Below are 13,481 nucleotides of genomic sequence, written 5' to 3'. Positions count from 1 at the left end.
CGCGGCCGATCGGCGCCGCGGGCGCGGCCGGCCGCCCGGACCCGCTACTTGCGGTTGTACAGCCGCATCGTCACCGGCCCGAACACCACGACGAACAGCGCCGTCCACCCCAGTGACCAGGCGATCTCGCTCGTCGGCCAGTCACCCGCCATCAGCCCGCGCACGGCGGACGCCAGATGGGTGATCGGGCTGTTGTTGACGAACACCTGGAGCCAGCCCGGCATGGTCTTCGGATCGACGAAGACGTTGGACAGGAAGGTGAGCGGGAAGAGCACCATCATGCTGACGCTCATGACCGCCTTCTCGGTGCGCAGCATGAGCCCGAACATGGTCCAGACCCACGAGAACGCGAACGAGAACACCAGCAGCAGCGCGATCCCGGCGACCACGCCGCCGACCCCGCCGTGCGGCCGGTAACCGAGGACCAGGCCGACGGTGAGCATGACGACCGACGCGATCGTGTAGCGCAGGACGTCGCCGAGCAGATAGCCGACCATCGCCGACGGGCGCCAGATGGGCAGCGAGCGGAAACGGTCGAAGACGCCCTTCTCGATGTCGATGTTCACCGAGACACCGGTGTACATCGTGATCATCACGACCGACAGCACGAGGATGCCCGGCAGCACGAACTGGATGTAGTCCCCGGGGGAACCGGCCAGCGCACCGCCGAACAGGTACGTGAACATCAGCAGGTTCATGATCGGGAAGGCGGTGACGTCGAAGAGCTGTTCCGGCACGTGCTTGATCTTCAGCACGGCACGCCAGCCGAACGTCAGCGAGGTCGACAGGGAACCGGGCCGCGGGGGCCGTTCCCTGGCCACCAGGAGGGCGGCCAGCGACTCGGTGCTGACCGGGGTCAGTTCCTTGTTCTCGGTGCCCGCGGCCGTACTCATGCCGCCACCTCGCCTTCCTTCGTGTCGGAGTCGGAGCCGGAGCCGGAGTCGGGGCTGGAGCCGGGCCCGGTGCCGGGGCCGGAGCCGGGGCTGGAGCCGGGCCCGGTGCCGGGGCCGGTGTCGTGGCCGGTCAGCGCCAGGAACACCTCGTCCAGGCTGGGCTGTCCCAGGGAGAAGTTGTCGACGGTGATGCCGGCCCGGGACAGCTCGCCGAGGGCCCGGGCGGCCTGGTCGGCCGCGGCGGTGCTCGCCGCCGCGGCCAGGCGGGCGGTCAGGGCCACCGGGTCGGGTTCCGGCTGCACCTCGGCGAGCAGCACGGTCCGCAGCACCCGCTCGGCGTCCGGCCGCTGCCGGGCGTCCCGCAGCCGCAGGTGGACGGAGCCGGCGCCGACCGACGCCTTCAGCTCCCCCTTCGTCCCCTCGGCGATCACCTTGCCCTTGTCGATGACGGCGATCCGGGACGCCAGCTGGTCGGCCTCGTCCAGGTACTGCGTGGTGAGCAGCACGGTCGTGCCCTGCGCCACCACGGCCCGCACGATGTCCCACACCTGGTTGCGGCTGCGCGGGTCGAGCCCGGTCGTCGGTTCGTCCAGGAAGAGCAGGTCGGGGGTGTTGAGGATGGACGCGGCGATGTCGATACGGCGCCGCATGCCGCCCGAGTAGTGCTTGACCTGCTTCCCGGCGGCCTCGGTCAGCCCGAAGGCGTCCAGCAGCTGCGCCGCGCGCTCCCGCGCGGCCTTCTTGCCGTGCCCGAGGAGCCGGCTCAGCAGGACCAGGTTCTCGGTGCCGGTGAGGTCCTCGTCGACCGACGCGTACTGCCCGGTCAGGCTGACCCGGCCGCGCACCTCGTCGGCCTCGCGTACGACGTCGTGGCCGAAGACGTGGGCCTCGCCGCCGTCCGGCCTCAGGAGGGTGGCGAGCATCTTCACCACGGTGGTCTTGCCCGCGCCGTTCGGGCCGAGGAGGCCGTAGACCGTGCCGGAGGGCACCGCCAGGTCCACGCCGTCCACCGCCCTGGTCTCGCCGAAGGTCTTCACCAGGCCCGCCGTCTCGATCGCGGGGCCGGACGTCTGCGCGCTCATGCCGGGGTCCTTCCGCCTGCTCGGTCTCCGCAAGGGCTGACTTTCACGGTCGCGCAGACTCATCGCTCGCGCACAGGGGTTCCGGGACGGTTGGGCCCTATGGCGGAGGCGGATCGGACCGCGGACGCAGGCCGGCGGGTCCGTCGCGGGTCGCAGGAGTAGCGTCCCTCTCATGCATGCGATCACGATTACCGAACCCGGAGGCCCCGAGGTGCTGGTCTGGGACGAGGTCCCCGACCCGGTGCCCGGCGAGGGAGAGGTCCTGGTCGAGGTGGTGGCCAGCGCCGTCAACCGCGCCGACATCATGCAGCGCCAGGGCTTCTACGATCCGCCGCCCGGCGCCCCCCACCACCCCGGCCTGGAGTGCTCCGGGCGGATCGCCGCGCTCGGGCCGGGCGTGTCCGGCTGGTCCGTCGGCGACGAGGTGTGCGCGCTGCTGGGCGGCGGCGGGTACGCCGAGAAGGTCGCCGTCCCGGCCGGCCAGCTCCTGCCGGTCCCCGAAGGGGTCGGCCTCAAGGAGGCCGCGGCGCTGCCCGAGGTGGTCTGCACGGTCTGGTCGAACGTCTTCATGGTCGCCCACCTCCGCCCCGGCGAGACCCTGCTGGTGCACGGCGGCTCCAGCGGCATCGGCACCATGGCGATCCAGCTCGCCAAGGCCGTCGGCGCGAAGGTCGCCGTCACGGCGGGCACGAAGGAGAAGCTGGAGCGGTGCGCCGAACTGGGCGCCGACATCCTGATCAACTACCGCGAGCAGGACTTCGTCACCGAGATCGAGCAGACCACGGGCGGCGCGGGCGCCGACGTCATCCTGGACAACATGGGCGCGAAGTACCTGGACCGCAACGTCCGGGCGCTCGCCGTCAACGGCCGGCTGGCCATCATCGGCATGCAGGGCGGCAGGAAGGGCGAGCTGAACATCGGCGCCCTGCTCGCCAAGCGCGCCGCCATCAGCGCGACCTCGTTGCGGGCCCGCCCCCTGGAGGAGAAGGCGGCCATCGTGGCGGCCGTGCGCGAGCACGTGTGGCCGCTGCTGGCCGCCGGTCACGTCCGCCCGGTCGTCGACCGGGAGATGCCGATGAGCGAGGCGTCCGCCGCGCACCGGGTCGTGGAGGAGAGCGGCCACATCGGCAAGGTGCTGCTCGTCACGTCCTGACCGGCGTCCTGACCGCCCCGGGCGACCCCGCCGTCACCCGGCCTGCGCCCTCTGGCTCCTGCGCAGCCGGAGGGCGAAGAGGCCGAGGCCCAGGCCCAGGCCGATCAGGACCAGTCCGCTGCCCAGGGGCAGGATCGGCGGGGCCGGCTCGGCGGACCGCCCGGCGTGCGCGACGGTTCCCGCTCCCGGCCGTACGGAGGTCGGGGAAGGCACCGGCTCCGCCTCCCGGGCCGGCGCGGAGACGTCCGGCCGGCCTGGCGCGCCCCCGCCGTCCCGCTCCGGCACCTTCGGATACTCCGGGTCCGCGTCCGTGACCGCGCCCTTCTCCGTCCCCGGCCCGTCCTGCCGTCCCGGCCGCTCCCGCCCCTCCCCGGCCCTGCTGCCCGCCCGGGACGGTTCGGTGGCGGGCGCGGGGGAGGGGGGCGCCGGCGAGGGCTTGCGGGCCGTGCCGCCGGCCACCGGCCCGGAAACGCGCGCGTCGCTCCGCGGGGCGGCGGACACGGAGGCCGCCCCCGGCCCCGCCCCTGTCCCCGGCCGGTCGGCGGGCGGGCGGGACGGTCGGCGGGCGGCGGCGGACGGAGCCGGAACCGGTACCGGAGCCGTCCCCGGCGCCGGTACCGCTCCCGGAGCCGGCACCGCCCCTGGTTCCGATGCCCGGCCACCGGGTGCTCTGCCACCGGGTGCTCTGCCACCGGGTGCCCGGCCACCGGGTGCCTTGCCCCCGGGCGGGGCGGTCCCGGTACGGCGGTACGAGCGGTGCGTCGCGACAGGATCGGGCGCGGCCCCGAGGCCACGCGCCGCACTTGGGCCGTGCTTCACACCCGGACCATGCTTCGCACCCGGGCTGGGCACCACCTCAGGACCACGCTCCGCCCGGGGACCACGCTCCACCACAGAGCCGTACGCCGTGGCATCCCCCTGTGCCGCGTACGCCGCCGGGCCGGCCCCGTGGAGGCCCGTTCCCGCGCCCAGAGTCGTCCCCAGCGCCAGCGCGAGCCCTGCTCCACGCACCGCCCGCAGCCATGGAGTCACGTCGGTGACCCCCTCCCGGTCTACCAGTGGCCAAGATCGTCGGGACAAGCCTCACATCCATCGGCCGTTCCGGCATTCCGGACTCCTCCACCCGTACACGGTGGATCAGTCTCTTCCGGGGGCACGACGGTGAGGAGGCGTACGGGTACGAGAGAATGGCGGCATGGAGATGCCGAGGAACGACAGGTCGCCGGAGAACCCCCAGATCCTGGTCGTCGGCCAGGACGGCATGGCCCTCAGCGGTGGTGGCGGCGGAGACGAGGAGTCCCGCGAGACCCCGGTGACGGAGCAGGTGGAGCAGCCTGCCAAGGTCATGCGGATCGGCAGCATGATCAAGCAGCTCCTGGAGGAGGTGCGCGTCGCTCCCCTGGACGAGGCGAGCCGGAACCGGCTCAAGGAGATCCACGCCAGCTCGGTGAAGGAGCTGGAGGACGGCCTGGCGCCGGAGCTGGTGGAGGAGCTGGAGCGGCTCTCCCTGCCCTTCACGGACGACGCGACCCCGAGCGACGCGGAGCTGCGCATCGCCCAGGCGCAGCTGGTGGGCTGGCTGGAGGGTCTCTTCCACGGGATCCAGACCACGCTGTTCGCCCAGCAGATGGCCGCCCGCGCGCAGCTGGAGCAGATGCGCCGCGCCCTGCCGGCCGGTCTCGGCCACGACGGCGGCGAGGACGGCCACACGGGCGGCCGTTCGGGCGGGCCGTACCTGTAAGCCTTTCCGGCACACCAAGGCCCGGCAGCACCGGCTGCCGGGCCTTCTTCCGCTCTCGGGCCCCGGCCCCGGACCCCGGCATGTCCGGAACACCGAGACGATCTTGTGGCGTGACCTTGGCCACGCCCGGACCTCGCGCCGGAAGCGCTCACGGCGGGTTTCCCCCGGTCGAGTCCACTCCGGGACGCCGGCACGTCAAGCGAAGTGCCCGTTCCGTGACCGTACGCGAAAGAAGCGTCGCGGAAGCGTTACCGCGGGCGTACGTCGGACACACAGAATTTGCACGGCGGCGCGGGGGCAGGGTTTCATGACCGGTCCGTCTCGTGCCGGTCCTGGCGCCCGTCTCGGACCGGAGGCTTGCGCGGAGGCTGTAGCGTGGCCGACGGAGACCGTAACAACACCGCGCGCACCGCGGGCAGAAACGACGGCGAGGACTGATGGCACAGCAGCAGCGCGCTCAGGGCCCGTCCGACCCCGAGGCGACTGGCGGCGGTATGTCAGACGCGCCGGAGACCTGGGGCAACGGCGGGCTGGTCGGGGACGGCCGGTACCGGCTGACCCACAGGCTCGGACGGGGCGGCATGGCCGAGGTGTTCGCCGCGGAGGACGTCCGCCTCGGGCGCACCGTGGCGGTCAAGCTGCTCCGTGCCGACCTGGCCGAGGACCCGGTGTCCAAGGCCCGCTTCACGCGTGAGGCGCAGTCGGTGGCCGGGCTCAACCACCACGCGATCGTCGCCGTGTACGACTCCGGCGAGGACTTCGTCGGCGGCCAGTCCGTGCCGTACATCGTCATGGAGCTGGTCGAGGGCCGCACCATCCGCGACCTGCTGATGAACGCCGAGGCCCCGGGCCCGGAGCAGGCGCTGATCATCGTCTCCGGCGTCCTGGAGGCGCTGGCCTACTCGCACCAGCACGGCATCGTGCACCGCGACATCAAGCCGGCCAACGTCATCATCACGCACAACGGCGCGGTGAAGGTGATGGACTTCGGCATCGCCCGCGCCCTGCACGGGGCGTCGACGACGATGACGCAGACCGGCATGGTCATGGGCACCCCGCAGTACCTCTCCCCGGAGCAGGCCCTCGGCAAGGCCGTCGACCACCGCTCCGACCTGTACGCCACCGGCTGCCTGCTGTACGAACTGCTCGCCCTGCGCCCGCCGTTCACCGGCGAGACCCCGCTGTCGGTGGTCTACCAGCACGTCCAGGACATCCCGACGCCTCCGTCCGAGGTCTCCGACGCCTGCCCGCCCGAGCTGGACGGCCTGGTCATGCGCTCGCTGGCCAAGGAGCCCGACGACCGCTTCCAGACGGCCGAGGAGATGCGCGGGCTGATCCAGTACGCCCTGCAGATGCTGTACGAGCAGGGCAGCCACAACGGCAGCTGGAACACCGGGCCGGTCGGCGCGCACGAGGGCCGGCACACCCCGGCCGCCGGTCTGGCGGGCACGACCGTGCTGCCGCACCCCGACCACGGCTCCGGCACCACGCAGATCCCGCAGCCGATCCTGCCCGCCGGGTACGGCGGCGACGACGGCGGCTTCGAGGGCCACGGCAACCGGGGCAGCGGCCGGGGCAAGCTGTGGATCCTCGCCGTGCTCGCGGTGATCGCGGTCGTGGCGGGCGCCGCGCTGGCGCTGAACAACAGCGGCGGCGACAAGGGCGACGACCCCGGCCCCAGCAAGTCGCCGAGCGCGACGCAGACCACCGAGGAAGAGAAGCCCAGCGAGACGCCGAGCGACGGGGCGACGGAGGAGAACACCGACCCCGGCACCGAACCGGGCACCGGGGGCACCGGCGGCGGCTCCGGCTGGACGCAGCCGACGGCACCCTCGTACACGCCCTCGTACACGCCGTCGTACACGCCGACTGAGGAGCCGACGGGCGGAGAGTCGCCGCCCCCGGTGTCGCCGGAGCCGACGGACGACCAGTCGACCGGTGGCGGGGGGCAGCCGACGGACGGCCAGTCGCAGCCGACGGGCGGTGACGACGGCGGTGGCGGCGGTGACGAGGACGGCGGTGCGACCGGCGGCCCGGTGAACCCGCTCGGCAACTGACGGGGAAAGCACCCGGGGAAAGCCGCACGGGAAAGCAGCCGGAAACACCCCCACGCGCGCGTGAGGCCCTCACAGGGCCTCACGCGCGCGTGGCGTTCTACGGGTGCGGCGGATCGCCGTCCATGCCGTGCACCACGCCGAACTGCGGCTCGATGCGCAGGTAGACGGGCCGGAACGGCTCGCCGTCCGCCCGGGCCGGGGGCGGTCCGAACAGCGCGAGCTCGGCCGCGGTCGGCTCATGCGTCTCGCACCGGCCCACGACCTGCACGGTCCACACGCTCTCGCCCGGCCGGGCGGAGCCCAGGTTGTCGGCGCCGTAGGCGACGACGCTGCCGGCGCACGCCTGCTGGTAGCCGCAGTTCCCGGGCATGCGCAGCAGGACGCGGCCGTCGACCACGATGTGGCGGGCGAAGGCGAGGAACGGCAGGGCGCGCATGCTCGTGGCCGCCCGGCCGTGGCGGGTGCGGGCGAGCAGGCCGACGGCGCGCTGCGGGTCGGAGGGGGAGGGCATGCCCTCACTGTGCGCGGGCTTCAGCGGGGGAAAAAGAGGCGCCCGCCCCTCGGGGAGAGGACGTAAGTCCCGAATGCGGAAGCGACTGTTCCAGCCGCTCCCGGCCGCTCCCGGCCGTCTCCAGCCGCTCCCGGCCGTCTCCAGCCGTCCTCCGACGACCGTTCTCGGCGGTCCCAGCCATTCCCGGCAGTTCCCGGCAGTTCCCGGCAGTTCCCGGCACTTCTCCGTTCTTTCCCCCGTTTTTCTCAGCGGTTCTCCGCCTGCATCCGCGCCACGTAGGCCGCCGCCTGGGAACGCCGCTGCATACCGAGTTTGGAGAGCAGGCTGGAGACGTAATTCTTGATGGTCTTCTCGGCCAGGTGCAGCCGTTCGCCGATCGCGCGGTTGGTCAGGCCCTCGCCGATCAGCTCCAGGATGCGGCGCTCCTGCTCGGTGAGGCGCGCGAGCCGGTCGTCGGTCCGGGTGCCGCCGTCGCGCAGCCGCTCCAGCACGCGCGCGGTGGCCACCGGGTCGAGCAGCGACCTGCCCGCGGCGACGTCGCGTACGGCCGTCAGCAGCTCGTTGCCCCGGATGTCCTTCAGGACGTAACCGGACGCACCCGCCATGATCGCGTCGAAGAGCGCCTCGTCGTCGGTGAAGGAGGTCAGCATCAGGCAGCGGACCGACTCGTCGCGGGAGCGGACCTCGCGGCACACCTCCACGCCGCTGCCGTCCGGGAGCCGGACGTCGAGCACCGCGACATCCGGACGGGTCGCCGGGATCCGGGCCAGTGCCTCGGCCGCCGTACCGGCCTCGCCGACCACCTCGATGTCGTCCTCGCCCGCGAGCAGGTCGTGGACACCCCGGCGGACGACCTCGTGGTCATCGAGAAGAAATACCCGGATTTGTCCTTCTTCACGCACGGTGTCAGTCTCACACACGAACTCTTCCCGCGCCCGGGGTGGCCGGGATAACGTGCCGTTGTCCCGGCCCCCTGCAAGGCTGTGACCAGTACCTGTTCCCGACTTTCGCCATTTACTTGGAAATCCAAGCAAAATTGCAGGTCAGGATGGGTTTCACAGAAATGTGGAGCACTGGGTAACGTGCTTTTCTGCAGGGCGCTCGCCGGGGCACCTGTCACGCCTGTCCCCGACCGGGCGCACCCACCCCGTGCGTCCCGTCGGAAGACAGGTGAGCCGCTCTCCCGAGCTCCGGAACGGAGCAGGGGGATCCCAGGCACCCGGCGAACCCGGGGGCCGGACCGACGGAGGAGCACACGTGACCGTGGAGAGCACTGCCGCGCGCAAGCCGCGACGCAGCGCCGGGAGCAAGGCCGGGACCACCGGTACGAAGGCGGCCGGCACCACCGGCACCAAGCGCACCACCCGCACCACTGCCCAGAAGAGCGCCGAGAAGAGCGCCGAGAAGAGCGCCGCACAGCGCACCGAGCCCGAGCTCGTCCAGCTGCTCACACCCGAGGGCGAGCGCGTCGAGAACGCCGAGTACGGCGCGTACGTCGCCGGCGTCACCCCCGACGAGCTGCGCGGCCTGTACCGCGACATGGTGCTCACCCGCCGCTTCGACGCCGAGGCCACCGCCCTGCAGCGCCAGGGCGAGCTCGGCCTGTGGGCCTCCCTGCTCGGCCAGGAGGCCGCCCAGATCGGTTCCGGCCGGGCCACCCGCGAGGACGACTACGTCTTCCCGACCTACCGCGAGCACGGCGTCGCCTGGTGCCGCGGGGTCGACCCGACCAACCTGCTCGGCATGTTCCGCGGCGTGAACAACGGCGGCTGGGACCCCAACGGCAACAACTTCCACCTCTACACGATCGTCATCGGCTCGCAGGCGCTGCACGCCACCGGCTACGCCATGGGCATCGCCAAGGACGGCGCCGACTCGGCCGTGATCGCCTACTTCGGCGACGGCGCCTCCAGCCAGGGCGACGTGAACGAGGCGTTCAACTTCGCCGCCGTCTACAACGCCCCGGTCGTGTTCTTCTGCCAGAACAACCAGTGGGCGATCTCGGAGTCCAACGAGAAGCAGACCCGCGTGCCGCTGTACCAGCGCGCCCAGGGCTTCGGCTTCCCCGGCGTCCGCGTGGACGGCAACGACGTCCTGGCCACCCTCGCCGTCACCCGGTGGGCCCTGGAGCGGGCCCGGCGCGGCGAGGGCCCGGCGCTGATCGAGGCGTGGACGTACCGCATGGGCGCGCACACCACCTCCGACGACCCCACCCGCTACCGCCACGACGACGAGCGGGCCGCCTGGGAGGCGAAGGACCCGATCCTGCGCCTGCGCCGCCACCTGGAAGCCGCCGGCCACGCGGACGAGAGCTTCTTCGTGGAACTGGAGGCCGAGAGCGAGGCGTTGGGCAAACGAGTGCGCGAAGCGGTCCGTGCCATGGAGGACCCGGACCGGCTCGCCCTCTTCGAGAACGTGTACGCGGACGGGCACGCGCTCGTCGACGAGGAGCGTGCGCAGTTCGCCGCCTACCAGGCGTCGTTCGCCGACGCAGAGGGGGTCTGATCATGGCCGTGGAGACCGTGCCCACCAAGAACATGGCCCTGGCCAAGGCGATCAACGAGTCGCTGCGCCGCGCCCTGGAGACCGACCCCAAGGTCCTGATCATGGGTGAGGACGTCGGCAAGCTCGGCGGCGTCTTCCGGGTGACGGACGGCCTGCAGAAGGACTTCGGGGAGGACCGCGTCATCGACACCCCCCTCGCCGAGTCCGGCATCGTCGGCACGGCGATCGGTCTCGCCCTGCGCGGCTACCGCCCGGTGGTGGAGATCCAGTTCGACGGTTTCGTCTTCCCGGCGTACGACCAGATCGTCACGCAGCTGGCGAAGATGCACGCCCGCTCGCTGGGCAAGGTCAAGCTGCCCGTCGTCGTCCGCATCCCCTACGGCGGCGGCATCGGCGCGGTGGAGCACCACTCGGAGTCCCCGGAGGCGCTCTTCGCGCACGTCGCGGGATTGAAGGTGGTCAGCCCCTCCAACGCGTCGGACGCGTACTGGATGATGCAGCAGGCCATCCAGAGCGACGACCCGGTGATCTTCTTCGAGCCCAAGCGGCGCTACTGGGACAAGGGCGAGGTCGACACCGAGGCGATCCCCGGCCCGCTGCACGCCGCGCGCGTGGTCCGCGAGGGCACGGACCTCACCCTGGCCGCCTACGGCCCGATGGTGAAGCTCTGCCAGGAGGTGGCCGACGCCGCCGCCGAGGAGGGCAGGTCCCTGGAGGTCCTCGACCTGCGCTCGGTCTCCCCGCTCGACTTCGACGCGATCCAGGCGTCGGTGGAGAAGACCCGCCGCCTGGTCGTGGTCCACGAGGCGCCGGTGTTCTTCGGTTCCGGCGCGGAGATCGCCGCCCGCATCACCGAGCGCTGCTTCTACCACCTGGAGGCCCCGGTGCTGAGGGTCGGCGGCTACCACGCCCCGTACCCGCCGGCCCGCCTGGAGGAGGAGTACCTGCCCGACCTGGACCGGGTGCTGGATGCCGTCGACCGCTCGCTGGCGTACTGAGGAGAGGGTCGTGACGACGATGACGGAAGGGTCCGTGCGCGAGTTCAAGATGCCCGACGTGGGCGAGGGACTCACCGAGGCGGAGATCCTCAAGTGGTACGTCCAGCCCGGTGACACGGTCACCGACGGTCAGGTGGTGTGCGAGGTCGAGACCGCCAAGGCGGCCGTCGAGCTCCCCATCCCCTACGACGGCGTGGTGCGTGAGCTGCGCTTCCCCGAGGGCACCACGGTGGACGTGGGCACGGCGATCATCACGGTGGACGTCGGCGGCGGCGCCGCGCCCGCCGCGCAGGAACCGGCGCCCGCCGCGGAGGGACAAGCCGGAGAGCGGGCCGGGGAGCGGGCCGAGGAGCCGAAGCCGCAGGGCTCGGGCCGCCAGCCGGTCCTGGTCGGCTACGGCGTCGCCACCTCCTCGACCCGCCGCCGCCCCCGCAAGGCCGCGGAGGCCCCGGCTCCGGAGGCCCCGGCTCCGGAGGCCCCCGCCGCCCAGACCGCCCCCGCCGCCCCGGCACCGGCGGCCGCGATCCAGGCCGAGCTGAACGGCCACGGGCCGGACGTCCGGCAGCGCCCCCTGGCCAAGCCCCCGGTGCGCAAGCTCGCCAAGGACCTCGGCGTCGACCTGGCGACGGTCACCCCGACCGGCCCGGACGGCATCATCACCCGCGAGGACGTCCACGCGGCGGCGGCCCCGCGGCCGGCGGCGGAGCCGGAGCCGGTCGTGGAGACCCCGGTGACCGTTCCCGCGGCCCCCGCGCCGGTGACGTACGACACCGCCCGCGAGACCCGTATCCCGGTCAAGGGCGTCCGCAAGGCGACGGCCGCGGCGATGGTCGGCTCGGCGTTCACCGCGCCGCACGTCACGGAGTTCGTGACGGTGGACGTGACCCGCACGCTGAAGCTGGTCGAGGAACTGAAGCAGGACAAGGAGTTCGCGGGCCTGCGCGTGAACCCCCTCCTGCTGATCGCCAAGGCCCTGCTGGTCGCGATCAAGCGCAACCCGGACATCAACGCGTCCTGGGACGAGGCGGCCCAGGAGATCGTGGTCAAGCACTACGTCAACCTGGGCATCGCGGCGGCGACCCCGCGCGGCCTGATCGTCCCGAACATCAAGGACGCCCACGCCAAGACGCTCCCGCAGCTGGCGCAGGCGCTGGGCGAGCTGGTGACGACGGCCCGCGAGGGCAGGACCTCCCCGGCGGCGATGCAGGGCGGGACGGTGACGATCACCAACGTCGGCGTCTTCGGCGTCGACACCGGCACGCCGATCCTCAACCCCGGCGAGTCCGCGATCCTCGCGGTCGGCGCGATCAAGCCCCAGCCGTGGGTCCACAAGGGCAAGGTGAAGCCCCGACAGGTCACCACGCTGGCCCTCTCCTTCGACCACCGCCTGGTCGACGGCGAGCTGGGCTCGAAGGTGCTGGCCGACGTGGCGGCGATCCTGGAACAGCCGAAACGGCTGATCACCTGGGCGTGAAGCCCCGGGACGGAACGGCATGAGGGGCCCGCCGAAGCGGCGGGCCCCTCGTCGTCCGTACCGGGCGCCGGGCGCCTGGTGCCGGCTGTCAGCCGTGAGCCGTCAGGCCCTGCTGAAGCCGTAGTTCAGCAGCTTCTTCGCGTCCGTCTCGCGCTGGGCCGCGGACGTCGACGCCAGGACCGTGCCGATGACGGTCTTGCCGTTGCGGGTGGCGGCGAAGACCAGGCAGTACTTGGCCTCGGGGCCGGAACCGGTCTTCACGCCGATGGTGCCGCTGTAGTTGTTGAGCAGCGTGTTGGTGTTGACCCACGGCGCCATCGTGCGGGTGCTGCCGGTCTTGGTGATCGTCTTGGCCGTGTACTTCTTCGTCTTGACGATCGTGCGGAACGTGGAGCTCTTCATCGCGCTGCTGGCGATCTTCGTCAGGTCGCGCGGCGTGGAGTAGTTCGAGCCGTTGCCGATGCCGTCGAAGGAGTCGAAGTGTGTGTTCTTCAGGCCGAGGTTCTTGGCGGCGGTGTTCATCTTGCCGATGAACGACTTCACGCGCGCGGCTCGCGTCGAGCCCGTGCCGAACTTGTCGGCGAGCGCGTAGGCGGCGTCGCAGCCGGACGGCAGCATCAGCCCGTACAGCAGCTGGCGGACGGTGACCTTGTCGCCGACGATCAGCCGTGCCGAGGAGGCGTTCTTCGACACGATGTAGTCGCTGTACGCCTTCTGGATCGTGACCTTGGCGTCGAGGTTGAGGTTCGGCTGCGCGAGCACGACCTTGGCGGTCATGATCTTCGTCGTCGAGCCGGTGGAGCGCCTGGTGTCCGCGGCCTTGGTGTACAGCGACGTGCCGGTGGCGTTGTTCATCACGTAGCCGCCCTTGGCGGCGATCGTGGGAGCGGTGGCGGCCTGCGCGGGTGCCGCGGAGAGGAGGCCGGTGGCGAGCATGGCGCCGGCGGCCACGGTGGCGCCGACGGCTCTGCCCAGACGGATGCCCTGAATGCCGTTCTTCAAGTGAGTTACCCCGATTACGTTGAATGCCCGTGGGCGCGGCCGAGGTTGAGGTGCGGGCAGCACGG

General features: G+C 72.1%; 12 protein-coding genes. 6 read left to right on the top strand and 6 right to left on the bottom strand.

Translation table 11 applies throughout. The features are described 5' to 3' along the window. Window positions 1-44: 44 nt before the first annotated feature. Both ABZ340_RS11985 and ABZ340_RS11980 read right to left on the bottom strand, forming a co-directional pair. Entirely contained in the window at window positions 45-893 is an 849-nt protein-coding gene (locus ABZ340_RS11985) for an ABC transporter permease (RefSeq protein WP_358781624.1), read from the bottom strand. Further along, a complete protein-coding gene (locus tag ABZ340_RS11980) occupies window positions 890-1,975 on the bottom strand; it encodes an ATP-binding cassette domain-containing protein (protein WP_358781623.1) in 1,086 nt (361 codons plus the stop codon). Before ABZ340_RS11980 ends, ABZ340_RS11985 begins: the two co-directional genes overlap by 4 nt. A 172-nt stretch (window positions 1,976-2,147) precedes the next feature. On the opposite strand from ABZ340_RS11980, the gene ABZ340_RS11975 reads away from it, so the two are divergent. Then, a complete protein-coding gene (locus ABZ340_RS11975; RefSeq protein WP_358781622.1) occupies window positions 2,148-3,128 on the top strand; it encodes an NAD(P)H-quinone oxidoreductase in 981 nt (326 codons plus the stop codon). Window positions 3,129-3,161: 33 nt separating this feature from the next. Here ABZ340_RS11975 and ABZ340_RS11970 read toward each other — a convergent pair whose 3' ends face one another. Next, window positions 3,162-3,629, bottom strand: a complete 468-nt coding sequence (locus tag ABZ340_RS11970) for a hypothetical protein (protein WP_358781621.1) — start codon at window positions 3,627-3,629, stop codon at window positions 3,162-3,164. A 694-nt stretch (window positions 3,630-4,323) separates the two neighbouring features. Between ABZ340_RS11970 and ABZ340_RS11965 the strand changes: the two genes are divergently transcribed. Both ABZ340_RS11965 and ABZ340_RS11960 read left to right on the top strand, forming a co-directional pair. Next, window positions 4,324-4,869, top strand: coding sequence for a bacterial proteasome activator family protein (locus ABZ340_RS11965; protein WP_358781620.1), 546 nt, complete (start codon window positions 4,324-4,326; stop codon window positions 4,867-4,869). A gap of 437 nt (window positions 4,870-5,306) precedes the next feature. Then, the gene (locus ABZ340_RS11960; RefSeq protein ID WP_358781619.1) at window positions 5,307-6,926 is read left to right on the top strand and encodes a protein kinase; all 1,620 of its coding nucleotides are present in this window, start codon (window positions 5,307-5,309) and stop codon (window positions 6,924-6,926) included. Between the two features lie 97 nt (window positions 6,927-7,023). Here the strand turns inward: ABZ340_RS11960 and ABZ340_RS11955 are convergent, their stop codons facing one another. Both ABZ340_RS11955 and ABZ340_RS11950 read right to left on the bottom strand, forming a co-directional pair. After that, a complete protein-coding gene (locus ABZ340_RS11955; RefSeq protein ID WP_358781618.1) occupies window positions 7,024-7,437 on the bottom strand; it encodes a pyridoxamine 5'-phosphate oxidase family protein in 414 nt (137 codons plus the stop codon). 245 nt (window positions 7,438-7,682) lie between these two features. After that, entirely contained in the window at window positions 7,683-8,339 is a 657-nt protein-coding gene (locus ABZ340_RS11950; RefSeq protein WP_358781617.1) for a response regulator transcription factor, read from the bottom strand. Window positions 8,340-8,694: 355 nt separating this feature from the next. Between ABZ340_RS11950 and pdhA the strand changes: the two genes are divergently transcribed. Genes pdhA through ABZ340_RS11935 form a run of 3 tightly spaced genes read left to right on the top strand, consistent with a single transcriptional unit; the run spans window position 8,695 to window position 12,414 of the window. Then, the gene (gene pdhA / locus ABZ340_RS11945; protein WP_358781616.1) at window positions 8,695-9,942 is read left to right on the top strand and encodes a pyruvate dehydrogenase (acetyl-transferring) E1 component subunit alpha; all 1,248 of its coding nucleotides are present in this window, start codon (window positions 8,695-8,697) and stop codon (window positions 9,940-9,942) included. 32 nt (window positions 9,943-9,974) lie between these two features. Next, the gene (locus ABZ340_RS11940; protein WP_358781663.1) at window positions 9,975-10,940 is read left to right on the top strand and encodes an alpha-ketoacid dehydrogenase subunit beta; all 966 of its coding nucleotides are present in this window, start codon (window positions 9,975-9,977) and stop codon (window positions 10,938-10,940) included. 10 nt (window positions 10,941-10,950) lie between these two features. Then, window positions 10,951-12,414 carry a dihydrolipoamide acetyltransferase family protein gene (locus ABZ340_RS11935; RefSeq protein ID WP_358781615.1) on the top strand — a complete coding sequence of 488 codons (1,464 nt, stop codon included), beginning with the start codon at window positions 10,951-10,953 and terminating at the stop codon, window positions 12,412-12,414. A gap of 102 nt (window positions 12,415-12,516) precedes the next feature. Here the strand turns inward: ABZ340_RS11935 and ABZ340_RS11930 are convergent, their stop codons facing one another. Next, window positions 12,517-13,416 (bottom strand): D-alanyl-D-alanine carboxypeptidase, encoded by a 900-nt coding sequence (locus ABZ340_RS11930; protein WP_358781614.1) that lies wholly within the window; start codon window positions 13,414-13,416, stop codon window positions 12,517-12,519. Window positions 13,417-13,481: the final 65 nt, after the last annotated feature.

Origin of the sequence: Streptomyces sp. NPDC006134, assembly GCF_040628835.1 — a bacterium.
GTDB lineage: Bacteria > Actinomycetota > Actinomycetes > Streptomycetales > Streptomycetaceae > Streptomyces.
This window is presented reverse-complemented; position numbering and strand designations above follow the sequence as displayed.